Origin of the sequence: Bradyrhizobium sp. SZCCHNR1093, from assembly GCF_032381175.1 — a bacterium.
In the GTDB taxonomy this organism is placed as follows: Bacteria; Pseudomonadota; Alphaproteobacteria; order Rhizobiales; family Xanthobacteraceae; genus Bradyrhizobium.
On record NZ_JAUHJJ010000002.1, the window covers coordinates 1078454 to 1103177 of the forward strand.

Annotated in this window: 24 protein-coding genes, 1 other RNA gene and 1 pseudogene; 16 read left to right on the forward strand and 10 right to left on the reverse strand. The window is 65.5% G+C overall.

Features of this window, described 5'->3' with window-relative positions:
* Positions 1 to 3 precede the first annotated feature (3 nt).
* From feoB to ssrA, 7 genes are all read right to left on the reverse strand, one after another.
* Entirely contained in the window at positions 4 to 1881 is a 1878-nt protein-coding gene (feoB, locus tag QX070_RS10575; RefSeq protein ID WP_315736861.1) for a ferrous iron transport protein B, read from the reverse strand.
* 20 nt (positions 1882 to 1901) lie between these two features.
* A complete protein-coding gene (locus QX070_RS10580; protein WP_315713372.1) occupies positions 1902 to 2177 on the reverse strand; it encodes a ferrous iron transport protein A in 276 nt (91 codons plus the stop codon).
* 107 nt (positions 2178 to 2284) lie between these two features.
* Positions 2285 to 2572: a ribbon-helix-helix domain-containing protein gene (locus QX070_RS10585; RefSeq protein ID WP_315736862.1), complete on the reverse strand. Its 288-nt coding sequence runs from the start codon at positions 2570 to 2572 to the stop codon at positions 2285 to 2287.
* A complete protein-coding gene (locus QX070_RS10590; protein ID WP_315736863.1) occupies positions 2572 to 2757 on the reverse strand; it encodes a DUF4169 family protein in 186 nt (61 codons plus the stop codon). Before QX070_RS10590 ends, QX070_RS10585 begins: the two co-directional genes overlap by 1 nt.
* 238 nt (positions 2758 to 2995) lie before the next feature.
* Positions 2996 to 4420, reverse strand: coding sequence for a class II fumarate hydratase (gene fumC, locus QX070_RS10595; RefSeq protein ID WP_315736864.1), 1425 nt, complete (start codon positions 4418 to 4420; stop codon positions 2996 to 2998).
* Between the two features lie 96 nt (positions 4421 to 4516).
* Positions 4517 to 5047: an SspB family protein gene (locus QX070_RS10600; RefSeq protein ID WP_315736865.1), complete on the reverse strand. Its 531-nt coding sequence runs from the start codon at positions 5045 to 5047 to the stop codon at positions 4517 to 4519.
* Positions 5048 to 5330: 283 nt separating this feature from the next.
* Positions 5331 to 5685, reverse strand: a transfer-messenger RNA (tmRNA) gene (gene ssrA / locus QX070_RS10605).
* Positions 5686 to 5780: 95 nt separating this feature from the next.
* Here ssrA and QX070_RS10610 point away from each other — a divergent pair.
* The 12 genes and pseudogenes from QX070_RS10610 (at position 5781) to QX070_RS10665 (ending at position 15827) form a co-directional block, all read left to right on the forward strand.
* Positions 5781 to 6377 (forward strand): chromate transporter, encoded by a 597-nt coding sequence (locus QX070_RS10610; RefSeq protein ID WP_315736866.1) that lies wholly within the window; start codon positions 5781 to 5783, stop codon positions 6375 to 6377.
* On the forward strand, positions 6374 to 6907 hold the full coding sequence (locus QX070_RS10615) for a chromate transporter (protein WP_315736868.1): 534 nt from the start codon (positions 6374 to 6376) through the stop codon (positions 6905 to 6907). The genes QX070_RS10610 and QX070_RS10615 overlap by 4 nt, the downstream gene beginning before the upstream one ends.
* Before the next feature lie 97 nt (positions 6908 to 7004).
* Entirely contained in the window at positions 7005 to 7784 is a 780-nt protein-coding gene (locus tag QX070_RS10620) for a tripartite tricarboxylate transporter TctB family protein (RefSeq protein WP_315736869.1), read from the forward strand.
* A gap of 7 nt (positions 7785 to 7791) precedes the next feature.
* Positions 7792 to 9306 (forward strand): tripartite tricarboxylate transporter permease, encoded by a 1515-nt coding sequence (locus QX070_RS10625; protein ID WP_315736871.1) that lies wholly within the window; start codon positions 7792 to 7794, stop codon positions 9304 to 9306.
* A gap of 1 nt (position 9307) precedes the next feature.
* Positions 9308 to 9487: pseudogene (locus QX070_RS10630) on the forward strand (tripartite tricarboxylate transporter substrate binding protein BugD); the annotation flags it as partial.
* Between the two features lie 180 nt (positions 9488 to 9667).
* Positions 9668 to 10462 (forward strand): thymidylate synthase, encoded by a 795-nt coding sequence (locus QX070_RS10635; protein WP_315736873.1) that lies wholly within the window; start codon positions 9668 to 9670, stop codon positions 10460 to 10462.
* Positions 10463 to 10465: 3 nt separating this feature from the next.
* Positions 10466 to 10951 carry a GNAT family N-acetyltransferase gene (locus tag QX070_RS10640; RefSeq protein WP_315736874.1) on the forward strand — a complete coding sequence of 162 codons (486 nt, stop codon included), beginning with the start codon at positions 10466 to 10468 and terminating at the stop codon, positions 10949 to 10951.
* A complete protein-coding gene (locus tag QX070_RS10645) occupies positions 10948 to 11460 on the forward strand; it encodes a dihydrofolate reductase (RefSeq protein ID WP_315736876.1) in 513 nt (170 codons plus the stop codon). The genes QX070_RS10640 and QX070_RS10645 overlap by 4 nt, the downstream gene beginning before the upstream one ends.
* Before the next feature lie 248 nt (positions 11461 to 11708).
* Entirely contained in the window at positions 11709 to 12836 is a 1128-nt protein-coding gene (hflK, locus tag QX070_RS10650; RefSeq protein ID WP_315736878.1) for an FtsH protease activity modulator HflK, read from the forward strand.
* Positions 12833 to 13771 (forward strand): protease modulator HflC, encoded by a 939-nt coding sequence (hflC, locus tag QX070_RS10655; protein WP_315736879.1) that lies wholly within the window; start codon positions 12833 to 12835, stop codon positions 13769 to 13771. The genes hflK and hflC overlap by 4 nt, the downstream gene beginning before the upstream one ends.
* Before the next feature lie 120 nt (positions 13772 to 13891).
* Positions 13892 to 14098: a DUF2065 domain-containing protein gene (locus tag QX070_RS10660; protein ID WP_008960820.1), complete on the forward strand. Its 207-nt coding sequence runs from the start codon at positions 13892 to 13894 to the stop codon at positions 14096 to 14098.
* Between the two features lie 226 nt (positions 14099 to 14324).
* Positions 14325 to 15827: a Do family serine endopeptidase gene (locus QX070_RS10665; protein ID WP_315736881.1), complete on the forward strand. Its 1503-nt coding sequence runs from the start codon at positions 14325 to 14327 to the stop codon at positions 15825 to 15827.
* A gap of 851 nt (positions 15828 to 16678) precedes the next feature.
* Here the strand turns inward: QX070_RS10665 and arsH are convergent.
* The 3 genes from arsH to serB all read right to left on the reverse strand — a co-directional run bounded on the left by arsH (position 16679) and on the right by serB (position 19584).
* A complete protein-coding gene (arsH, locus tag QX070_RS10670; protein WP_315737074.1) occupies positions 16679 to 17380 on the reverse strand; it encodes an arsenical resistance protein ArsH in 702 nt (233 codons plus the stop codon).
* 487 nt (positions 17381 to 17867) lie between these two features.
* The gene (locus QX070_RS10675; protein WP_315736882.1) at positions 17868 to 18131 is read right to left on the reverse strand and encodes a hypothetical protein; all 264 of its coding nucleotides are present in this window, start codon (positions 18129 to 18131) and stop codon (positions 17868 to 17870) included.
* A gap of 562 nt (positions 18132 to 18693) precedes the next feature.
* Positions 18694 to 19584: a phosphoserine phosphatase SerB gene (gene serB / locus QX070_RS10680; protein ID WP_315736884.1), complete on the reverse strand. Its 891-nt coding sequence runs from the start codon at positions 19582 to 19584 to the stop codon at positions 18694 to 18696.
* Positions 19585 to 19587: 3 nt separating this feature from the next.
* Between serB and miaA the strand changes: the two genes are divergently transcribed.
* From miaA to ilvN, 4 genes are all read left to right on the forward strand, one after another.
* Complete coding sequence (miaA, locus tag QX070_RS10685; RefSeq protein WP_315736885.1) at positions 19588 to 20505, forward strand: tRNA (adenosine(37)-N6)-dimethylallyltransferase MiaA; 918 nt, start codon at positions 19588 to 19590, stop codon at positions 20503 to 20505.
* Positions 20506 to 21025: 520 nt separating this feature from the next.
* The gene (locus QX070_RS10690; protein ID WP_315736887.1) at positions 21026 to 22795 is read left to right on the forward strand and encodes an acetolactate synthase 3 large subunit; all 1770 of its coding nucleotides are present in this window, start codon (positions 21026 to 21028) and stop codon (positions 22793 to 22795) included.
* Between the two features lie 224 nt (positions 22796 to 23019).
* Positions 23020 to 24003 carry a threonine dehydratase gene (locus QX070_RS10695; protein WP_315736888.1) on the forward strand — a complete coding sequence of 328 codons (984 nt, stop codon included), beginning with the start codon at positions 23020 to 23022 and terminating at the stop codon, positions 24001 to 24003.
* 175 nt (positions 24004 to 24178) lie between these two features.
* Entirely contained in the window at positions 24179 to 24721 is a 543-nt protein-coding gene (gene ilvN / locus QX070_RS10700; protein WP_315736889.1) for an acetolactate synthase small subunit, read from the forward strand.
* Positions 24722 to 24724 lie beyond the last annotated feature (3 nt).

Genomic DNA, 24724 nt, shown 5'->3' on the forward strand with positions numbered 1-24724 from the left:
GGCTCAGCCCGCGCCCATCGCGACCGCAATGTGGTAGGTCGCGAACGCGGCCGCATAGGCGAGCGCGAACATGTAGAAGAAGGTGACGGCCATCCAGCGCCAGCTGCCGGTTTCTCGGCGGATGACGGCGAGGGTCGAGGCGCATTGCGGGGCGAAGATGTACCAGGCGAGCAGCGCCAGCGCCGTGGCGAGGCTCCATTTGCTGGCCAGCACCTGTCCGATCTGCTCGGCGGCCTCCTTGCCGCCCTCGATCGCATAGACGGTGCCGAGCGCGGCGACTGCGACTTCGCGGGCGGCCATGCCGGGCACCAGCGCCACCGCGATCTGCCAGTTGAAGCCGACCGGCGAGAGCAGGGGGGCGATCGCCTGGCCGATCATCGCCGCGAGGCTGTAATTGATCGCGGGCTCGGTCGCGCCCTCCGGCGGCTGCGGGAACGACGCCAGGAACCAGATCAGCACCATCATCGCGAAGATCGTGGTGCCGGCGCGCTGCAAGAACATCTTGGCGCGGGTGTAGACGCCGATCGCGATGCTGCGCAACCGCGGCATCTTGTAGTCCGGCAGCTCCAGCATGAACGGCGCCGGCTGGTAGTCGCGCATCAGGAAGAACTTCACCAGGAACGACACCAGCAGCGCGCTGATGATCCCGGCGGCGTAGAGCCCGAACATCACCAGGCCCTGCAGGTTGACCAGGCCCCACACCTTGGTCGGCGGGATGAAGGCCGAGATGATCAGCGTATAGACCGGGATCCGCGCCGAGCAGGTCATCAGCGGCGCGATCAGGATCGTGGTGAGCCGGTCGCGGCGGTTATCGATCACGCGCGTCGCCATGATGCCGGGAATGGCGCAGGCAAAGCTCGAGAGCAGCGGGATGAAGGCGCGGCCATGCAGCCCGGCGCCGCCCATGATGCGGTCCATCAGGAATGCGGCGCGCGCCATGTAGCCGAAATCTTCCAAGAGCAGGATGAACAGGAAGATGATGATGATCTGCGGCAGGAACACGATGACGCTGCCGACGCCGGAGATCACGCCGTTCTGCAGGAAGCTCTGCAGCAGGCCTTCGGGAAGCTCGTCGTGAACGAGCTGGCCGAGCGCATCGAAGGCCGCCGACAACACCTGCATCAGCGGCTGGGCCCAGGCGAACACCCCCTGAAACATCACGAACAGGATCGCCAGCAGGATCAGCAGACCGCCGACCGGATGCAGCGCGATGGCATCGATCCGGGCAGTCCAGGTATCGGGCCGCTCGGGCAAGCTGACCGTCTCCGCGATGATACGGTCGGCCTCGCGCTGGGTGGCGCGCAGCTCCGGGACCGTGAGAGGACGCCAGGTGTTGGCGCGCTCTCCGGTGGCCGCGGCCGCCCGGGCGAGGAGCTCGTCGGTCAGCCGCAGCAGGTCGTCGGTGCCGCCCTTCCGCACGGCGATCGACGTCACCACCGGCACGCCCAGCGCTAGCGACAGGGCGGGGACGTCGACCGTGACGCCGCGCCGCTTGGCGATGTCGAACATGTTGAGCACGAGCGCCAGCGGCCGGCCGGTGCTCTTGAGCTCGAGCAGCAGCCGGATCGTCAACCTGAGGTTGGTGGAGTCGGCGACGCACAACACCAGATCGGGCAGGACCTCGCCGGTGGCACGTCCCAGCACGAAATCCCTGGTGATTTCCTCGTCAGGGCTGCGACCGCGCAAGGAATAGGTGCCGGGCAGGTCGACCAGCGAGACCTGGCGGCCCTGCGGGGTGACGAATGCGCCCTCTTTGCGCTCGACCGTGACCCCAGGATAGTTCGCGACCTTCTGGCGGCTTCCCGTCAGCGCGTTGAACAGCGAGGTCTTGCCGCTGTTGGGCGTACCCACCAGGGCCAGATGCAGCAGAGGGCTTTCCATGACGACGCTTTCCGCGCGGCCTATGCCACGATGACGGCCATGGCCTCGCGCCGGCGGACCGCGACGGTGATGTTGTCGACACGCACGGCGATCGGATCGCGCCCGACGATCCCCTCATGCAGAATTTCGACCCGGGCGCCCTCGACGAAGCCCAGTTCGATCAGCCGGCTCTCCAATTCGACGTCCGGCAGGGACGAGCTCGCGCCGCCCGCAGCCAGATGCTGGATTGTTCCGGTATAGCCTCGCCGGGCAAGACCGAGCGGCTGAGGCGGCCTTGTATCGCAGATTTCGCTCATAGCCTGTATTTTCAATCGCGTGCCAAGAGGTCAAGCGCGGCATGTTAAATGCCGCTGCATCTTAGAGCGATTTTAAACAGGCCGGGCGGACCGCCGTCTGATCTGCCTCAAGGAGCCGCGGCGGCTGCCGTGTGCCGGGCGTCCACCGCCGCCTTCGGCTCGAGGCCGGAAGAAGCTGCGGCGCGGCTCTTGAAGTGGTCGAGCACGAACAGCCGGATCGCCGAGGACAGGTTGCCCTGCTGGCGATTGTTGTCGATCTCTCCGACCAGCTCGGACAGGGTCATGTTACGGAGACCCGAAATCTCCTTCATGCCGTTCCAGAAGGCCTCTTCGAGGCTGACGCTGGTCTTGTGGCCAGCAACCACGATTGAACGTTTTACGACGGGCGACTTCATCACGCGTCCTCGCCATTGATACGATGTTGATCGAGTAATTCGTTCGCGCGCTTGTCGCGTTGCGCGTCATTTGCGCGTTCGGACTTCGTCCTGCCGAAGCGAGCGCGGTTGCTTTCGGCGACCTTCGCTGCTTCATCGCGCTCCACGCGCTTTCTGAAACGTTTCAAGTTGATGACATCACCCATGCTTGCTCCAATCATCTAAGCCATCGAACGTCGTGACGAGAGCATACGCATTGCGCGGATGAGCCCAGGCGTTCTCCAGACAATCACGTCATCGCTCCCTGATAGTTCGAGGGCCAGTCGCGTCGTTGCGAGCGGGATTTGTTTACTCACCAAACGCAGCAGAACTTGTAGTCGAGAGTATCCTTTAGGGGTTAACGGCGAGAATTGCATCACCCCCCGTAGTACTACGGGGCTACCGTCAGGGTCGTCCGGGCCGCGTCATCTTCTCGGGCTGCACGAGGCGGTCGAATTCGTCCTCAGACACGAAGCCGAGCCTTAAAGCTTCCTCTTTCAGCGTCGTGCCGTGCTGATGCGCTGATTTGGCGACCTTGGCCGCATTGTCGTAGCCGATCTTCGGCGCAAGCGCCGTCACCAGCATCAGCGAGCGCTGCATCAGCTCTCGAATCCGATTCTCGTCGGCGCGAATTCCCGTCACGCAATGTTCGCTGAATGAACGCGCTGAATCACCTAGTAATTGTACGGACTGCATCATGCAATGTGCGAGCAATGGCTTGTAGACGTTCAGTTCGAAATGCCCCTGGCTGCCGGCCATGGTGATCGCCGTGTGATTGCCGAACACCTGGCAGCACACCATCGTGAGTGCTTCGCACTGCGTCGGGTTCACCTTGCCCGGCATGATCGAGGAGCCGGGCTCGTTCTCCGGCAGGATCAATTCCCCCAATCCCGAGCGGGGGCCCGATCCGAGAAAGCGGATGTCGTTCGCGATCTTGAACAGGCCGGTGGCCGCCGCGTTGAGCGCGCCATGTACGTACACATAGGCGTCGTTGGACGCGAGCGCTTCGAATTTGTTGGCGGCGCTGGTGAAGGGCCAGCCGGTGATGTCGGCAACATGCTTGGCGAACAGCTTCGCGAATTTCGGATCCGCGTTCAGGCCGGTGCCCACGGCGGTGCCGCCTTGGGCCAGCGGCAGGAGCTCTCGCGCCGCCGTCTCGATTCTTGCGATCGCGCTCTCGACCTGTGCGGCGTAGCCGGAGAACTCCTGGCCGAGCGTGAGCGGCGTGGCGTCCTGGGTGTGGGTGCGGCCGATCTTGACGATGTCCGCGAACGCGTCCTGCTTGGCGCGCAACGCCGCCAGCAGCTCCGACAGCGCCGGCACCAGATGGCCCGAGATCGCCCGTGCCGCGGCGATGTGCATCGCGGTGGGGAAGGAGTCGTTGGACGATTGGCTCATGTTGACGTGATCGTTCGGATGCACGGGCTTCTTGGTCCCGCGTTCGCCCCCGAGCAGTTCGCTGGCGCGGTTGGCGATCACCTCGTTGAGGTTCATGTTGCTCTGGGTGCCCGAGCCGGTCTGCCAGACGACCAGCGGAAAGTGGTCGTCGAGCTTGCCGTCGATGACCTCCTGCGCCGCTTGGACGATGGCGTCCGCCATGCGCGGCTCGAGCAGTCCGAGCTCGCGGTTGGTCTGCGCCGCGGCCATCTTCACGAGCGCGAGCGCGCGCACGATGCCGATTGGCATGCGGTCGTGGCCGATGCGGAAATTCTGCCGGCTGCGCTCGGTCTGCGCGCCCCAATAGCGGTCGACGGCGACCTCGATCGGGCCGAAGCTGTCGGTCTCCGTGCGCGTCGATCCGTGCGATGATGAACTAGCTGAATGTGCCATGAAGCATGCCCGTGATTGGTTGCGAACCGGCGTCGACCGGTTCGAGCATGCTTCAATCTAGTGATCCGACCGTCGTTCCGCGCGGGGCGAATGCGCCTACTTCTTGCGGAAACGGTCCAGACGCACGACTTCGGCGCCTTCTCCCGGCGTGGCCGGCGGCAGCGGCTTGTCGTCGCCGGCTTCGGCCGGCGTCGCAGGCAACGGACCGGCAACGGCCGACGGCGCCGGCGCGGCCGGCAGTTTCGGCGCGGCCGGCGTCTCGGCAATCGCCTCCGACGGCTCGAACTGCAGTCCGAATTGTACGGACGGATCGAAGAAGCTCTTGATCGCGTGGAACGGCACCACGAGGCGCTCAGGGATGCTGCCGAACGACAGGCCGACTTCGAACCGATCCTCCGAAACCACCAGATCCCAGAACTGGTGTTGCAGGATGATTGTCATCTCCTCCGGATATTGCGCCAGCAGCCGCGGCGACAGCTTCACGCCTTCGGCCTTGGACACGAAGGTGATGAAGAAATGATGCTCGCCTGGGAGCCCATGGGCGGCAGCGTCGCTCAGCACCCGGCGCAGCACCCCGCGCAACGCGTCGCGCGCCAGCACATCGTATCGAATATGATCCGTCGCCATGATCGGTCCTGTGTCGTGTGGGGCTGCGCCCGACGCTTCGGGCCGCCGCGCCCGGCAGGGCAGCAGCATTCCCGACTCGCGTCAATCACATCGTACCCGGCATCGGCGCTGAGGTCAGCAGCCATGCCGGTCGATCGCCAGATATGGGAACGGGTAGAAGCTGGCGGAAGTCCGGTCAACGAAGGAATGAACCGAAGCCGCGCCAAAAAACTGGGGACAGACAGTACGGCCCCTGAAGCGGAGACGGGTTAAAGCGGGGCAGGTGAAAGTGGAGGCAGCTGAAAGTGGAGGCTTCTGTTGCCAGGTGCCTCCGAACCCCGCCTAACGGAGCTTAACCCGTTAGGACTTTAAGGTGGTCTTTCAAACTGCGTTACGCAGCCTGAGCAACCGGAGCAAAGTTGTCGTTGGCAACTATTGCAGTAGCCCGATAACGGCGGAACAATACCGGGAAAAAGCTCGCCCTTTACGCCCTCGTCGATCCTATTTCGCCCCCGCCAAAACCCATCTGTCGGTGGGCTTTGGTGGAGGCGCCGGGTACCGCCCCCGGGTCCGAATGGTTTATTTCGACGGCGATTTATTTCCATAGCCGGCAAGCCGGCAGGTCCTATATAGGCCGGCGGTCAGCGGATGCACAGGGCCGAAGCACCGCGACACGCGACAAAAATGTGGGCGGCTGCCGGGAACCCTCTGGTTCGACCTTGGCAGGCTGGTTTTCGTCCTCCTACAGTGCGGCATGCCTTCCGAAGTTGCGCTGGTTGCCCCTCCCGCGGCCGACATCGCCAAACACCCGCCCAGCCTTCGCACGCTCTTCTTCGCATTCGCGAAAATGTCGCTGTCGGGCTTCGGTGGCGTGCTGGTGTTCGCTAGGCGTGCAATCGTCGATGAACATCGCTGGATGACGGCGGAGGAGTTCAACGCGACCTTCGCGCTCTGCCATTTCCTGCCTGGACCCAACATCGTGAATTTCTCCGTGGTGTTCGGCGCGCGGTTGCGCGGTGTCGCGGGCGGAATCGCTGCCTTTGTCGGCCTGCTCGGACCCCCGATGCTGCTGATCACCTCTCTCGGCGCCATCTACGGTCATTTTGGACAAGCCGACACGTGGCGACGGGGGCTTGCTGGCGTGTCCTGCGTGGCCGTGGGCCTGTTGGCGTCGGTGGTGCTTCGCATGATCTCGCCGCTCCTCAAGAAGAGCGACCTGGCGGGCGTTGTCCTCGTGGCCGGCGTGTTCGTGGCGATCGGGCTGGTGCGGCTGCCGCTTCAGGAGGTTCTGCTGGTGGCCGTGCCGCTCAGCCTTGCCGTCACCTATGCCAAGACGCGGTGGGCACGATGAGCGGGGACGACAATCCGCTGTTCCAACTGTTCTGGACCTTTGCGTTGATCTCGCTGTTTGCGGTTGGCGGCGCAGTTGCGGCGATTCCCGAACTGCAACGTGTTGCAGTCGAGGTCCGGCACTGGATGACCGACAAACAGTTCGCCGATGTGTTCGCACTCTCGCAATTGTCGCCCGGGCCCAACGTTCTGATCGTCACCCTGATCGGCTATTCGGTCGCAGGCGTGGCAGGTGCGGCGGTCGCGACGATCGCGATGTGCGGTCCCACCGCCGTGCTCTCCTATTTTGTCAGCCGCTGGCTCTCGAATGCGCGGGATGCGCGCTGGCCCGCCATTCTGCAGGCGACGCTGGTGCCGCTGTCGATCGGCTTGATGGCGGCGAGCGCATGGATTCTCGGTCAGGCTTCCGACCAGACGTGGCGGGCGTTCACGCTGACGGTCCTTGCCGCAGTCGTTGCATCGATGACGCGACTCAATCCGCTCTGGCTGCTCGCCGCGGGCGGCTGTCTTGGTTTTGCTGGCCTTCTCTAGGGAAAGTCGCTAGGCAAAATAGAAGCGCGACCGGTTTGCTCCGGGCCGCCGAACGAAAACAGTGCCGGCCATCAAGGCCGATCGGGGAGGGCGAGGCATGGCCGAGACCACGGGCCAATTGTCGGGCGAAACGGCGGGCATGCCGGCCGCCCGCAGCGCGACCGGCGCATCGATCATTCTGGTCCTTGCCTTCGCGCCACAGATCATCGAACTGCTGATCGCCTTGGCTGGTCTCGTGGCGCCACTATCCGGACGCGGTCCGCTGCAGGTCATTGCGGCCCATGCGTCGGCCTTGTCAATGGCGATCCCGAGCCTGGCGCAGCAATATGCCGCAAGCGGCAAGACATCGCTGTCTTCCGATGTTCTGCTGGCTCTCATCTACACCTATCCGCTGATCGCGGTCGCGGTGTTCACATTCATGGCACGTCCACGCGCGCCGCAGGACTATTTCGGTGGCGTCGTGCTGATGGCGATCGCGCTGTTCGCGCTGTGGGCCTCCAGCGATCTGCAGGGCATGCGCGGCTTCTCGTTCGGTGCCGGAACTGCGCCGCGGATGTTCGGTCTGCTGCTGCTGGGGCTCGGAGCTGCCGTGGCCGTGATCGGCGTCGTGAGTGAAGGCGCGCAGCTTGCGACCTATCACTGGCGCGGACCGCTGTTCGTCTCGCTCGCGATCCTGACCTTCGCCGTCTCCATTCGCCCGCTCGGACTATTGGTCACGGGGCTTGCAAGCTTCCTGATCGCGGCGATCGGCAGCCCCGAGACGCGCTGGCGCGAGGCCCTGATCGTCGGCATCTGCCTGACCGGCGGCTGCGCGCTGCTGTTCCCCTACGTGCTGGGGTTGCCGATGCCGCTGTTGCCGCGTTTCCTTTTGCAGTGAGGGCGTGATGGATCTGTTTGCAAATCTCGCCCACGGTTTCGCCGTCGCGTTGTCGCCGATCAATCTGCTGATGTGCCTGATCGGCGCGCTGGTCGGCACGCTGGTCGGCGTTCTCCCGGGCATCGGGACCATCGCCACCGTCGCGATGTTGCTGCCGATCACCTTCGGCCTGCCGCCGGTCGGCGCGCTGATCATGCTGGCCGGCATCTACTACGGCGCCCAGTATGGCGGCTCGACGACGTCGATCCTGGTCAACATTCCTGGCGAGGCGACGTCGGTGGTAACCGCGCTCGACGGCTTCCAGATGGCGAAGCAGGGCCGTGCCGGTCCGGCGCTGGCGATCGCCGCGATCGGCTCATTCTTTGCCGGCTGCGTTGCCACCGTGCTGATTGCGATCCTCGGCGCGCCGTTGACCAGGCTCGCGCTGGCGTTCGGCCCAGCCGAGTATTTCTCGCTGATGGTGCTGGGCCTGATCTTCGCAGTCGTGCTGGCGAAGGGCTCGGTGCTGAAGGCGATCGCGATGATCGTGCTCGGACTGCTGCTGTCGATGGTCGGCTCGGACATCGAGACCGGCGTCTCGCGCATGGCCTTCAATATTCCCGAGCTCGCCGACGGCCTGGGCTTTGCCACCGTCGCGATGGGCGTGTTCGGCTTTGCCGAGATCATCCGCAATCTCGATGCCGGCGCGGAGATGGACCGCGACCTCGTGCAGAAGAAGATCACTGGCCTGATGCCGACCCGGAAGGATCTGAAAGACTCCACGCCGGCGATCCTGCGCGGCACGGTGCTCGGCTCGATCCTCGGCATCCTGCCGGGCGGCGGTGCGGTGATCGCCTCGTTCGCGGCCTATACGCTGGAGAAGAAGCTCGCGCGAGATCCGTCGCGGTTCGGTCGCGGTGCGATCGAGGGCGTCGCGGCGCCGGAGAGCGCCAACAATGCGGCGGCCCAGACCTCCTTCATTCCACTGCTGACGCTCGGCATTCCGCCGAATGCGGTCATGGCGCTGATGGTCGGCGCGATGACCATCCACGGCATCGTGCCGGGCCCGCAGGTGATGCAGAAGCAGCCCGACCTGGTCTGGGGCATGATCGCCTCGATGTGGATCGGCAATCTCATGCTGATCATCATCAACCTGCCGCTGGTCGGCATCTGGGTGCGGCTCTTGCGCGTGCCGTACCGGCTGATGTTCCCGTCGATCGTGATCTTCTGCGCGATCGGGATCTACTCCGTCAACAACGCGCCGGTCGACGTCGTCCTGGCGGGCGCGTTCGGCCTCGTCGGCTACTGGCTGATCAAGCATGATTTCGAGCCGGCGCCGCTGCTGCTCGGCATGGTGCTGGGGCCGCTGATGGAGGAGAACCTGCGCCGCGCGCTGTTGATCTCGCGCGGCGACTGGTCGGTGTTCCTGACGCGGCCGCTGTCCGCCGTGCTGCTCGCGATTGCCGCGGGGCTGCTGGTGCTGGCGGTGCTGCCGACGCTGCGCCGCAAGCGCGACGAGGTTTTCGTGGAAAGCGAAGGCTGACCTCGCGGGCCAGCTCAACGCCGCCGCTGCCCAGGCGCTCGACGACGAGGGCGTCCGCAAGCGCCTGCTTGAGTTCGATAGCGTCATTCCCGGTGCTGCGGACGGCACGCCGGAAGCGCTGGCGGCGCTGGTGAAGGCGGAAATCATCAAGTGGACCGCGGTGCTCAAGCCGGCGAGCTAGCGCGAGACGACCATCGAGGCGGAAGGGGCAGGGCGGAACGCGCGGTTCCGCCCTTGTCATTTGCGGCGGCGGCCGACAATTTTCGGGGTATAATTGGTGACCGGGCCGAGTCGAGGCTAGGGCCGGGCGATTCCTGCCGTTAAATTCGCCGCCTTCTGCGAAAGGCCGCCAGCGCGCACCATGCACCAGTATCACGACCTGCTCGAACGCATCCTGTCCGACGGCGCGGAGAAGCATGACCGCACCGGCACCGGCACGCTCTCGGTGTTCGGCCATCAGATGCGCTTCAACCTTGCGGCCGGCTTTCCGCTGGTGACCACCAAGCGGCTGCCGCTGAAGGCGATCGTGCACGAGCTGCTGTGGTTCCTGAAGGGCGACACCAACATCAAATACCTTCACGACAACGGCGTCACCATCTGGGACGAGTGGGCCGATGCCAATGGCGATCTCGGCCCCGTCTACGGCTATCAGTGGCGCTCGTGGCCGACGCCGGACGGCGGCCATATCGACCAGATCGGAGGCGTGATCGACATGATCAGGCGCAATCCGGATTCGCGCCGGCTGATCGTGACCGCCTGGAATCCAGCCGACGTCGACAAAATGGCGCTGCCGCCGTGTCATTGCCTGTTCCAGTTCTACGTCGTGAACGGCAAATTGTCGTGCCAGCTCTATCAGCGCTCGGCCGACGTGTTCCTCGGCGTGCCCTTCAACATCGCCTCCTACGCGCTGCTGACGATGATGGTGGCGCAGGTGACGGGATTGAAGCCCGGCGAATTCGTGCACTCCTTCGGCGACGTGCATCTCTATTCCAACCACATCGAGCAGGCGCGGCTGCAACTCACCCGCGCGCCCCGTCCGCTGCCGACCATGACGCTCAATCCGGACGTCAAGGACATCTTCGGCTTCCGCTACGAGGACTTCGCGCTCGCCGGCTACGATCCGCATCCGCATATCAAGGCCGAGGTCGCGGTCTGACGCATGCCACTGTCGATCCGCAGCGCCCGGCCTGACGACATCGGAAGCGTGTTCGCGCTGATCCGGGAGCTCGCCGACTACGAGAAGCTCTCGCACGAGGTTTCAGCCAGCGAGGCGGACATCGCCGCGGCGCTGTTCTGCGCGCATCCCACGCTGTTCTGCGACATCGCCGAGTGGAACGGCGAGGTCGCGGGCTTTGCGGTCTGGTTCGTCAATTTCTCCACCTTCGCCGGAAAGCCCGGCATCTATCTCGAGGACCTGTTCGTTCGCCCCGCGTTCCGCCGCAACGGCATCGGCCAGGCGCTGCTCGGCCATCTCGCTCGCACCTGTGTCGAGCGCAACTGGGCGCGGCTGCAATGGTCGGTGCTCGACTGGAACGCGCCGTCGATCACCTTCTACAAGTCGCTCGGTGCCGAGCTGATGGACGACTGGAAGCTCTGCAAGGTCATGGGCGAGGCGCTCGCTCAGCTCGCGGAGAGGGCGCCGTGATCGAGATCGTGCTGATCGTCGCAGTCGCCGACAACGGCATCATCGGCGCCGCCGGTGCGATCCCGTGGCGGCAGAAGAGTGACATGCAGCGCTTCAAGGCGATGACCATGGGCCGCCCGATCGTGATGGGCCGCAAGACCTTCATCTCGTTTCCGCGCCGGCCGCTGCCGGGCCGCACCAACATCGTCGTCACCCGCGATGCCGAGTTTCGCGCGCCGGGCGCGATCGTGACCCATACCGTCGATGAAGCGCTCGGCATCGCGCGTGGTGATGCGCTGCGGCGTTCAGCCGCGGAGATCGCGGTCATCGGAGGCACCGAGCTCTTTGCTGCGACGATGCCGATCGCCGACCGGCTGGAGATCACCGAGGTGCATGCGAGCCCGCTTGGCGATACCGTGTTTCCGGCGATCGACCCGGCCCAATGGGAGGAGGTGGCGCGGGAGCGCCATGCCTCGGGGCCTGACGATCAGGCCGAATTCTCCTACGTCACCTATCGCCGGCGGCGGTGAGCGTTTGCCGGTGGGACCGGCGCGACGGCCGTTCAAGACCGTCCGTTAATGATGAAGTCGCGTTGTTTGGCCGCGTGGCGGATTTGAGGCCGCGGCAAACCGGCGCTTCCGGCCCTGTTTACATTGACAAAACCCGGTTCGGGCTTAGCTGGAGCGCTACGTTGTAAGGGGCGGAGCCGTCCCTTATAACCCGGCGACCGTCGGGGCCGGCGTTGGTGCACACTCAGCCTCTCGGAGGAGATCGATCGATGGCGTGGAAGAATCAGGGCGGAGGCCCGTGGGGTCAGGGTCCGAAGGGGCCCTGGGGCTCGGGACCGCAACCGGTCGGTCCAAGGCCGCCCGACCTGGAAGATCTTCTGCGGCGCGGCCAGGACCGGCTGCAGCAGTTCATCCCCGGTGGCGGCTTCGGCACCGCCGGCGTCCTGCTGATCGTGCTCGGCGCCATCATCATCTGGCTCGCCTCCGGCATCTACCGCGTGCAGTCCGAGGAGCTCGGCGTTGTGCTCCGCTTCGGCAAATATGTCCGCGATGAGCAGCCGGGCCTGCGCTATCACCTGCCTTATCCGATCGAGACCGTGCTGCTGCCCAAGGCGCTGCGCGTCAACTCGATCTCGATCGGCATCACCGCCAATGACGATCCCGGCCGGCGCGGCCGCGGCGGTCGCGATGTCCCCGAGGAAAGCCTGATGCTGACCGGCGACGAGAACATCGTCGACGTCGACGTCACCGTTCTCTGGCGCATCAAGCCGAAGGGCGCGGCCGACTTCCTGTTCAACATCCAGAACCCCGAGGGCACCGTGAAGGCGGTGGCCGAGAGCGCGATGCGCGAGGTGATCGGCCGGTCGAACATCCAGCCGATTCTCACCGGCGCCCGCACCGTGATCGAGCAGAACGTGCAGGAGCTGATGCAGAAGACGCTCGACAACTACGGCTCCGGCATCCAGATCACCCAGGTGCAGATGCAGAAGGTCGATCCGCCGGCCCAGGTGATCGAGGCGTTCCGCGACGTCCAGGCGGCGCGTGCCGACCTCGAGCGTCTCCAGAACGAAGCCCAGACCTACGCCAACAAGGTCGTGCCGGATGCGCGCGGTCGCGCCGCGCAGATCCTGCAGGTCGCCGAAGGCTACAAGGAGCAGGCGATCGCCGAGGCCAAGGGCCAGAGCGCGCGCTTCCTCAAGGTCTATGACGAGTACAAGAAGGCGCCCGACGTGACCCGCGAACGGATCTATCTCGAGACCATGGAGCGCGTGCTCGGCGGCTCGGAGAAGCTCGTGCTCGACAGCGGTGCCTCCGGCGGCCCCGTGCCGCTGCTGCCGCTCGGCGATCTCCTACCGCGCCGTACGGCACCGGCCGCTCAGCAGGGAGGCGTCCGATGAGGTCCCCCGTTGCAGGCATCGTCGCGCTCGTCGCCGTGCTCGTGCTCGTCGTCATCGGCTACAGCTCGCTGTTCACCGTGCAGCAGACCGAGCAGGCGCTGGTCGTGCGGTTCGGCAAGCCGGTCGACGTCGTCACCGAGCCTGGCCTGAACTTCAAGGCGCCGTTCATCGACAACGTGATCTCGATCGACAAGCGCATCCTCGACCTCGAGAACCCCTCGCAGGAAGTGATCGCCTTCGACCAGAAGCGGCTCGTCGTCGACGCCTTCGCGCGCTACAAGATCAAGAACGCGCTGCAATTCTACCAGAGCGTCGGCTCGATCCAGACCGCCAACGTCCAGCTCGGCACGCTGCTCAACGCCTCGTTGCGCCGCGTGCTCGGCGAGGTCACCTTCACGCAAGTCGTGCGCGACGAGCGCGAGGGCCTGATGCGCAAGATCCGCGATCAGCTCGACAAGGAGGCCGACGCCTATGGCATCCAAGTGGTGGACGTCCGCATCCGCCGCGCCGACCTGCCGGAGGCCAACAGCCAGGCCGTGTACAACCGGATGAAGACCGAGCGGCAGCGCGAGGCCGAGGAGTTCCGGGCGTTCGGCGGCCAGAAGGCCCAGGAGATCAGGTCCAAGGCCGATCGCGAGGCCACCGTGATCGTCGCCGAGGCCAACTCGCAGGCGGAGCAGACCCGCGGCGCCGGCGATGCCGAACGCAACCGGCTGTTCGCCGAGGCCTACAGCAAGGACCGCGACTTCTTCGCCTTCTATCGCTCGATGACGGCGTATGAGAACGGCCTGAAATCCGGCGACACCCGCTTCCTGCTGCGGCCCGATTCGGAGTTCTTCCGCTACTTCGCCAACCCCTCGGGGAAGCCGGCGGCGGAGACGTCGTCCACCGCCGGCTCGACCGCGGCCGTCGCGGTGCCGGCGCCCAAGCCCTGATGGCACCTGCCTGATGCCCAGGGCGGTTGATCCGGGCGAATAGGAGTTGACATGGACGGGGCGAAGCCGTTGCTTCGCCCCGTTACATATCAAGAAGGTCGAACGGGAGGTCCGGGTCCGATGAGGTCCATTGCGTTTTCCGATTTCCTCATCGGATTAGGTATCCTGTTCGTGCTCGAAGGCCTGATGTTCGCGGCCAGTCCGGAGTGGATGCGGCGGGCCATGAAGACTGCGATGACCACGCCCGACAACGTGCTGCGCGCGGTCGGCATCGGCTCCGCGGTGGCCGGTTTGGTCCTGATCTGGGTGATCCGGCGACCGATCTGAGCGGCGGATTGTTGTGCGTTTGCGCGTTCGCCGAACGAGGGGCGGCCGCGGCAAACGACGGTCCGCCGGCCGGCCAACGCCATTGTGAGGCGATGGCTGCGCCATTTTGCCGTATTAGGTCGCCCTCAATGATGAATCTGCGGTCCGATCCGGCGTGCTTGCGTCCCCCGCCGGTTCCGGCGCACTGTAACGGTTGAATTTGCCGACTTTTCTGGAGATCCGCCCGATGACCGCAACCCTTGCTTTCAGCCGTCGACTGCGCCCGATCCTGACCGCGGCGGTTCTTGCCGCGGGCTGGGCGCTCGCGCCGGCCCCGGCCTCGGCGCGGGGGCCGGAGGGGATCGCCGATGTCGCCGAAAAGGTGATCGACGCCGTCGTCAACATCTCGACCTCGCAGACTGTCGAGCCCAAGGGCGGCTCGTCCGAGGGGCGGAACGCCAATCCGCAGGTGCCGCCGGGCTCGCCGTTCGAGGAGTTCTTCGACGACTTCTTCAAGAACCGCCGCGGCGGTCCGGGCGGCCGGGGCGGTGCCGACAACTCGCCGCGCCGCACCAACTCGCTGGGCTCGGGCTTCATCGTCGACGACTCGGGCGTTGTCGTCACCAACAACCACGTCATTGCCGATGCCGATGAGATCAATGTGATCCTCAACGACGGCACCAAGATCAAGGCCGAGCTGGTCGGCGTCGACAAGAAGACCGACCTTGCGGTGCTCAAGTTCAAGCCGCCGCGGCCGTTGACCGTCGTCAAGTTCGGCGACTCCGACAAGCTCCGGCTCGGCGATTGGGTGGTCGCGATCGGCAACCCGTTCAGCCTCGGTGGCACCGTCACCGCCGGCATCGTCTCGGCCAAGAACCGCGACATCTCGTCGGGGCCCTATGACAGCTACATCCAGACCGACGCCGCCATCAACCGCGGCAATTCCGGCGGGCCGCTGTTCAACCTCGAGGGCGAGGTCATCGGCGTCAACACGCTGATCATCTCGCCGTCGGGCGGCTCGATCGGCATCGGCTTCGCGGTGCCATCGAAGACCGTGGCCGGCGTCGTCGACCAGTTGCGCCAGTTCGGCGAGCTGCGCCGCGGCTGGCTCGGCGTGCGCATCCAGGGCGTCACCGACGAGATCGCGGAGAGCCTCAACATCAAGCCGGCGCGCGGCGCGCTGGTCGCCGGCGTCGACGACAAGGGACCGGCCAAGCCGGCTGGCATCGAGCCGGGAGACGTCGTCGTCAAGTTCGACGGCCATGACATCAAGGAGCCGAAGGACCTGTCGCGCATCGTCGCCGACACCGCCGTCGGCAAGGAGGTCGACGTCATCGTCATCCGCAAGGGCCAGGAGCAGACGCTCAAGGTCAAGCTCGGTCGGCTCGAGGATACCGAGAAGGTGCAGCAGGCGGCGATCAAGAAGGACGAGCCGGCCGAGAAGCCGGTGACCCAGAAGGCGCTCGGGCTCGATCTCGCCGCGTTGTCGAAGGACCTGCGCGCCCGCTACAAGATCAAGGACAGCGTCAAGGGCGTCGTCGTCACCGGCGTTGACCAGGCCTCCGATGCCGCCGAGAAGCGGCTGTCGGCCGGCGACGTCATCGTCGAGGTCGCCCAGGAGGCGGTGACCTCGGGCGTCGACATCAAGAAGCGCGTCGACCAGCTCAAGAAGGACGGCAAGAAGTCGGTGCTGCTGCTCGTCTCCAACGCCGACGGCGAGCTGCGCTTTGTGGCGTTGAGCCTGCAATAGGGTAGGAGTCCACGCCTCCACATCGCGGGGCACGGTGCGTAGGGTGGGCAAAGGCGCACCGTGACCTACGCTTGGTACGACGCTCTCTCGCGCGCCGTGCCCACCATGTGGCTCTGCGTTCGCGGCACGACGGTGGGCACGCTGCCGCCCTGCGGACGGCCGCTTTGCCCACCCTACGGCAGCTACAGACTCCGCTGTCGTCCCGGCGAACGCCGGGACCCATAACCTCAGGGAGCGGTTTGGGGCGCGCTGTCAGCAAACCCGCGCCTCACGTCCGACGCGGGACGACAGCGGTGGTTTGGTCGGATTCACGGCTCAAACAGCGATCGACGTGGGGGCGCGTTCTCGCGGCGCATCGCGCCCGAGGTCTGCAATCAGTTCGTCCCTCGCGACAATGCAGAGGGCGCAGGGAATGCCGGGTGAAGGCCTCACCCATGGCCCGCCTGCTGAAAAAATGCAGGCGGCAGGTACCACAGGCAAAGCCGATTCAACCGGCATTCCCTGCGCGACGGTCTTCACGCTTATACGCAGTCTCCCTGGTGCGCCGGGCTTGTTGGCCACCATTGCCCATGCAATGCGAAGCATTGTCACGAGCGTGACACCAGCATCGGGGTGTCAGGACGCTGCGACTTCACGTCCGCGAGCGATCGTTCGTCCGCACTCTCATTGAAGAGAATGCTGCGATCTCTCGCGGCCACCGCTCCCCGCCTCGCGTGTCGTGACGATCGCGCGCTACGCCCCTCCGCAGTGAGGCGGGATGGCGCTAGACAATCATGAATTCTGTAAAATAGCAAGATATTTATTTTTTCCAGAAGTAAACGGGCGGCAGCCGCTCCACGGCAGGCGCCGGCTCAGAGCGATCGCTGGTTGACCCGCTTCGAAAGCTCCTCGGCACTTTCCTTGCGCTCGGAATAGCGGTCGACCAGATAGTCCGCCCGGTCGCGCGTCAGCAGTGTGAACTTGACGAGCTCTTCCATGACGTCAACGACGCGATCGTAGTAGGACGACGGCTTCATGCGATCGGTGTCGTCGAACTCCGCGAACGCCTTCGGCACCGATGACTGGTTCGGGATGGTGATCAGCCGCATCCAGCGGCCGAGCACCCGAAGCTGATTGACCGCGTTGAACGACTGCGAGCCGCCACTGACCTGCATCACGGCCAATGTCTTGCCCTGCGTCGGCCTGACGGCCCCGAGCGACAGCGGGATCCAGTCGATCTGGGTCTTCATCACGCCGGTCATCGCGCCGTGCCGCTCCGGCGAGCACCACACCATGCCTTCGCACCAGGTCACGAGGTCGCGCAGCTCGCGGACCTTCGGATGATCCGGCTCGGCGTCGTCGACCAGCGGCAAGCCGTGCGGATCGAAAGTCCGTGTCTCCGCGCCATAGCGGGCGAGAATGCGCGCCGCTTCCTCGGTGAGAAGCCGGCTGAACGAGCGTTGCCGGAGCGATCCGTAGAGCAGCAGGATTCGCGGAGGGTGGGAGGAGAGCGCAGGCTCCAGCAGTTTGGCGCGGTCGATCGGATGGAAGGAGGCTTCGTCCAGCTGCGACATCTCATCGGGCACTGCGGCATCTCCGGCCTCGAGCGGCTTCCGGCATTCCCTGTGCGAGCAGGGCCTGACCGGGTCGCCATGCAAACGGCTCAAGCAAAATGGCCGCCCGGATCATGCCGGTCAACGGTGGGGGCATGCATAGATCGATGGAGCGCTCTCGGCTGCAAGCCCTGTCGCGCGCGAAGATGATCCGGCCAATTGCGCGATGTCAGGCCAATGCACGCGCAGGATGGTCTTGCCGCCGGCGGCCGGAATGTCCGTGCGACTGGTCTCGACGACGCGGCCGCCGAGCGGGGTATGAAAGCGGAGAGCGGCGATATTGGCCTCGAAGACCCAAAGGTGCAGCGGGCTGGGCGTCTGGGCTGTCCGCGGAGCGGATGTCCAGGATCTTCACCACGCGCGACGCCACGCGTTTTCTCGGATAGGGAGCGCGGCCTCGCCGAGCGAGACGCGCGCTGCCTATGTGACGATGGGTTGCTCGCGTCGCTCAGTTGCGAACGCTGCCCACGGTGGTCGGAGCGACGAGAGCGGCGCTGCGACGGTGCTGGGCGAGCACGGCGAGCTGGTGCGGGGAGGCGGCGCTGTCCGCGGCGATGGTCTGCTGCGCGGCGGATGCACCGACGACAGAAAGCTGGTGCGGGGTGGCCGGCAGCGCGCCGACTTCGTAGCTCGGCAGCTCACCGGCGACAGCCGCGCCGGTCAGCAGCGCGAGGGCAAGAAGAGAGCCGGGAATGATGTGCTTGATGGTCATCGGGAGGTCCTTTTGTGACGATGATCGATTGCATCGCGTGCAATCGCTTTCGTTTCCTTGGACACTCCCTAGCCTTGTCAGCTTTATATGCGCTGCAGCATGATTTGACAATTCATCGATTGGTGATGCGGTTAAGACGACGCTGCGCGCCCCGCCTTGATGCGGAGGGCGAATGATCTGATCTGCGATCTGAGATGAGATTGGAATGAAGTTACGTGCGAGTGCATAGGATTGAAATAAAATCCTAATGATGTGCTGATCAGGCTTTTCGTAACGGCTTTGCTTGCGGTGGCGATTCGTATACGGCGTCCGATTGCGATCGCCGAGCGTTCGCAAGACTTTGATCAAATGTCACGCGCAGCAGGCTGCGCTGATCGCGAAGCGACGACGCAATCCAGAGCCTTGCGTCCGACTCTGGATTGCTTCGCTGCGCCGCTGCGCTCGCAATGACGGCCTGGCGGCTGCCCATGAATGCGTCCTCTCTCACAACAAGGGGAGAGGGCGCCGTATTGCGCTTCGCTTGCACGCGTCGTTTGACATCCGCGCCACGGCGGCGGCCCTGTCAGTCGACGAACTGATCGCGCGTGTAGCCTTGCGCATAGAGCAGGGCGGTGAGGTCGCCGTGGTCGATGCGGGCCGAGGCGGCGGCCGAGACCGCGGGCTTGGCGTGATAGGCGACGCCGAGGCCGGCCGCCTCGATCATGCCGAGGTCGTTGGCGCCGTCGCCGACCGCTAGGGTGTCGATCTCGTCGAGATCGAACGACTCGCGCAGCTCGATCAGGGTGGCGAGCTTGGCGTCGCGGCCGATGATCGGCTCGCGCACCTCGCCGGTGAGCTTGCCGCCATCGATGACGAGCTCATTGGCGCGGTTCTCCTGGAAGCCGATCTTGGCCGCGATGGCGCTGGTGAACAGCGTGAAGCCGCCGGAGATCAGGCAGGTATAGGCGCCGTGTGCGCGCATGGTCATCACCAGATGACGGCCGCCCGGCGTCAGCTTGATGCGTTTGGTCAGGACCTCGTCGACGACGCTCACCGGCAGGTCCTTCAGCAATGCGACGCGTTCGCGCAACGCCGGCTCGAACGCGATCTCGCCGCGCATGGCGCGCTCGGTAATGGCGGCGACACGCGGCTTCAGCCCGGCGAAGTCGGCGAGCTCGTCGATGCATTCCTGGCCGATCATGGTGCTATCCATGTCGGCGAGAAAAAGCTTCTTGCGCCGGACGGCTTCGGGCTGCACGACGATGTCGATCGGCATGTCGCCGCGCAGGTCGCGCAGGCGCGCCTCGAGCTTGTGGACCTCGCCGTCGTGGGCGAAGGGGATGTCGATCGCGACCTCGTCGAACAGCCAGCGCGGCGTGCCCGGCGAGGGCAGCACGGCCAGGAAGGCCTCCACGATCGTGGTATCAAGCGCGGGATCGGCGGGATTGCAGATGAAGGTGGCGACGAGAGACATCAGGTGACTTTGCCAGGGATCAACAAAGCCGTGCTTATCGCAGGGCCGACCGCCAGCGGCAAGTCGGCGCTGGCGATGGAACTTGCGCAAAAAGCGGGCGGGGTCGTCATCAACACCGATTCCATGCAGGTTTACCGTGACCTGAGAATCCTGACGGCGCGGCCAACACCTGACGACGAGGCTGATGTGCCGCACCGGCTCTACGGCCACGTCGATGCATCCGTGAACTACTCGGCCGGCCACTATGTCCGGGATGCCGCGGTCGTTCTTGCCGAGGTGCACGCGGCCGGGCGGCTCCCGATTTTCATCGGCGGCACCGGGCTGTACTTCAAAGCGCTGACACGGGGATTGGCGGCGGTCCCGCCCGTCCCTGACGACGTCCGAGACGCGGTGCGCCTGCGGCTCGACCGCGACGGGGTCGAGGCGCTGCATGCCGAGCTGGCGCGGCGCGATCCGGCGGCGGGCGCGCGGCTGAACGTGCGCGACCGCACCCGCGTCGCCCGCGCGCTGGAGGTGATCGAAGCCACCGGTCGGCCATTGGCCGAGTGGCATGCCGAGACCACCCCGCCGCTGTTGCCGGCGGGCAGCTATCGGGCGCTGTTCATCGCGCCGGAGCGCGAGACGCTCTATGCGCGGATCGACGCGAGGTTCGATCTGATGCTGGATCGCGGCGCGCTGGAGGAGGTTGAACAGCTGGCGGCCCGCGGGCTCGATCCGCTGCTTCCGGCCATGAAGGCGCACGGCGTGCCGGCGCTGATCCGTTACCTCAGAGGGGAGATCTCGCGGGAGGAGGCGGCCGTCATCGGCAAGGCCGACACCCGCCACTATGCCAAGCGGCAGTTCACCTGGTTTCGGCATCAGCTGCCGGAGTTTGAGTGGATGAGTCCAGAGGCGGCACGAGGGTGGGTGGCCTCGCTCTAGGAAGATCGTCATTCCGGGACATCGCGAAGCGATGGGCCCGGAATCCATAACCACGATCGTGAGTATGGATTCCGGGCTCGCCCTCCGGGCGCCCCGGAATGACGACCTCGTTGGGTGATGGAGCTCGTCCTCTCACCACAGCGGATCGCCCTGTCTTGAGAGCGCCGGCCAAATTACCGCTCGCCGAACGGAAAATTCCGCGTTAACATTCCAAAATCGCGCTGACGAGACGGCTTTGCCTTGACATTGGGGCATCGCTGGCTATGTTTCGCGCAACCTTTGGGAAGCTCGCTCGGCATCATGCGCAACTTTATTTCCATCCTCCTTATCGCCGTCGTACCCAGGCGCACCGCCGGGGATGGCTAGCGGCCATCCAAATTCCGAGCGGTGCGCAGGGCCTTCCAGGGCCCTTTTTTATTGCCTGGAAGCCAGCGATCCGACCGAAACGACCCTGACCCAAGTGACCAAAACCGACCGACCAAGACGACAAGCCGCTGACAGAAGCGATCCGGAGCCTGCCATGACCGACAAGAGCCACGATCCGAACCAGATGACCGGCGCCGCGATGATCGTGCGCGCGCTCATCGACCACGGCGTGCAGCACCTCTTCGGCTATCCCGGCGGCGCGGTGCTTCCGATCTATGACGAGATCTTCCAGCAGAGCGAGGTCGAGCACATCCTGGTCCGCCACGAGCAGGGCGCCGGCCATGCTGCCGAGGGCTATGCCCGCTCGACCGGCAAGCCCGGCGTGGTGCTGGTGACCTCCGGCCCAGGCGCCACGAACATGGTGACCCCGCTGGCGGATGCGCTGATGGATTCGATTCCCCTGGTCTGCATCACCGGCCAGGTGCCGACGCATCTGATCGGCAACGACGCGTTCCAGGAGTGCGACACGGTCGGCATCACCCGGCCCTGCACCAAGCACAATTGGCTGGTCCGCAACGTCAACGATCTCGCCAAGGTGCTGCACGAGGCATTCTACGTCGCGACCACGGGCCGTCCGGGTCCGGTCGTCGTCGACGTGCCGAAGGACGTGCAGTTCGCGACCGGAACCTATCATCCGCCGCGCAAGTCCGACGTGCACATCTCCTACGCCCCGCGCGTCAAGGGCGATGCGACGCAGATCCGCAAGGCGGTGGCGCTGCTGGCCGGCGCCAAGCGGCCGGTGATCTATTCCGGTGGCGGCGTCATCAATGCGGGGACCGAGGCCTCGAAGCTGTTGCGCGAGCTGGTCGAGGTCACGGGCTTCCCGATCACCTCGACCCTGATGGGGCTGGGTGCCTATCCGGCGTCGGGCACCAACTGGCTCGGCATGCTCGGCATGCACGGCACCTACGAGGCCAACATGACGATGCATGATTGCGACGTCATGCTGTGCGTCGGCGCGCGCTTCGACGACCGCATCACCGGCCGCACCGACGCGTTCTCGCCGAACTCGAAGAAGATCCACATCGACATCGATCCGTCCTCGATCAACAAGAACATCCGCGTCGACGTGCCGATCATCGGCGATTGCGGCGACGTGCTCGCCGACATCCTGCAGGTGTTCAGGGCCGAGGCGAAGAAGCCCGACATCAAGGCGTGGTGGCAGCAGATCGCCACCTGGCGCGCGCGCAACTCGCTCGCCTTCAAGCCGAACCGCGACGTCATCATGCCGCAACATGCGATCCAGCGGCTGTTCGAGCTGACGCGCGGGCGCGACACCTACATCACCACCGAGGTCGGCCAGCATCAGATGTGGGCGGCGCAGTTCTACGGCTTCGAGGAGCCGCACCGCTGGATGACCTCGGGCGGTCTCGGCACCATGGGCTACGGCCTGCCGGCCGCGATCGGCGTGCAGGTGGCGCATCCCGACAGCCTCGTCATCGACATCGGCGGCGACGCCTCGGTGCAGATGACGATGCAGGAGATGTCGACGGCCGTGCAGTACGAGCTGCCGGTCAAGATCTTCATCCTCAACAACCAGTACATGGGCATGGTGCGGCAGTGGCAGCAGCTCCTGCACGGCAACCGGCTGTCGCATTCCTACTCGGAGGCGCTGCCGGACTTCGTCAAGCTTGCCGAGGCCTATGGCGGCGTCGGCCTGCAGGTGTCTAAGCCCGGCGATCTCGACGGCGCGATCAAGGAGATGATCTCGGTCAAGAAGCCGGTGCTGTTCGACTGCCGCGTCGCGGCGCTGGAGAACTGCTTCCCGATGATTCCGTCCGGCAAGGCGCACAACGAGATGATCCTGCCCGCGGAAGCGTCCGATCCGGCCGCGGCGTTCGCCGGCGGCAAGGCGCTGGTGTGAGGACTGATCGTGAGGGCGATGCCAACCCAACACTCCGCTGTCATCGCCCGGCTTGCCGCCTTCGCTAAAGCTTCGGCGCGCCCTGAACGCGCGGCCTCGTCGAAGCCTTGGCGAAGACGGGACCGGGCGATCCAGTACGCCGCGGCAGCCGTGGCTCTCACGACTGCTGGTGGGTACTGGATGCCCACTTTCACGGGCATGACAGTCGTTATGAGGAGGTGGCCGTGTTCACACTAGCCGAGCTCGAAGCCGCCCACGCCATCGTCGCGGCCGCGGTGCCGGCGACGCCGGCGCATGCGTGGCCGCTGCTGGCGCAGCGGCTGGGGACGCATGTCGTCGTCAAGCACGAGAACCATACGCCGGCGGGCGCCTTCAAGGTGCGCGGCGGGCTGGTCTATGTCGACAACCTCAAGCGCACGCGGCCGGACGTCCGCGGCCTGATCACCGCGACGCGCGGCAATCATGGCCAGAGCGTCGCGTTTGCCGGCCGTCGCAACGGCCTGCCGGTGACGATCTACGTGCCGCGTGGCAATTCGGTCGAGAAGAACCGCGCCATGGCGGCGTTCGGCGCCGAGCTGATCGAGCACGGCAGCGACTTCCAGGAGGCGCGCGAGGAGGCTGGCCGCCACGCCGCGCGCGACGGCCTGCACATGGTGCCGTCGTTCCATCCCGATCTCGTGCGCGGCGTCGCCACCTACGCGCTGGAGCTGTTCCGCAGCGCGCCCGATCTCGACGTGCTCTACGTCTCGATCGGGCAGGGCTCGGGCATCTGCGGCTGCATCCTGGCGCGTGATCTCTTGGGCCTGAAGACCGAGATCGTCGGCGTGCAATCGACCGAGGCGCCGTCCTACGCGCTGTCGTTTGCGGCCCGCACCGTCGTGACGACCAACAGCGCCGATACGCACGCCGACGGCCTTGCCACCCGCAGTCCCGATGCCGATGCGCTGGCGATCATTCTCAAGGGGGCTTCGCGCATCGTGCAGGTCAGCGACGCCGAGATCGCCGAGGCCGTGCGCATTCTCTGGACCGACACCCACAATCTCGCCGAAGGCGCCGGCGCGGCACCGCTCGCAGGTGCGTTGCAGGAAAAGGGCAGGCTCGCCGGCAAGCGCGTCGGCCTGGTGCTCACGGGCGGCAACATCGATCTCGACCTGTTCAGACGCTGGGTGATGCCGGCGGCCGCTCATGCCGAAGCGGGGGCCGCATGAGGAGCTCGCAACTCGCCACAAACACCGCCGTCATGCCCGGGCTTGACCCGGGCATCCACGAACCGCGCGCTCGACGCTCGACGTGGATGGCCGGGAGCGCAGACAAGTCTACGCAGTCTGCGCAAGGCAGACTGCTATGCCCGGCCATCACGGCTGAAATCCTATGGGGACACCAATGAACCAGCCAGCATCGGCCTATTTCATGGAAGAGCGTCACGATCCGAACGAGACGCACACGCTTGCGGTGCTGGTCCAGAACGAGCCGGGCGTGCTCGCGCGCGTCATCGGCCTGTTCTCGGGCCGTGGCTACAACATCGAGAGCCTCACCGTCTCCGAGACCGAGAGCCAGAAGCATCTGTCGCGCATCACCATCGTGACGACCGGCACGCCGATGGTGATCCAGCAGATCAAGCACCAGCTCGACCGCATGATCCCGGTCTACCGCGTCGTCGACATGACGCTGACCAAGCGCGCGATCGAGCGCGAGCTCGCAATGGTCAAGGTGCGCGGCACCGGCGAGCCGCGCGTCGAGGCGCTGCGGCTGGCGGATGCGTTCCGCGCCCGGGTGATCGACGCCACCACGGAAAGCTTCGTGTTCGAGATCACAGGCAATACCGACAAGATCACGCAATTCATCGATCTGATGCGTCCGCTCGGCCTGGTGGAAGTCGCCAGGACCGGCATTGCGGCGATCGGGCGGGGATCGGAAGGGATGTGAGCC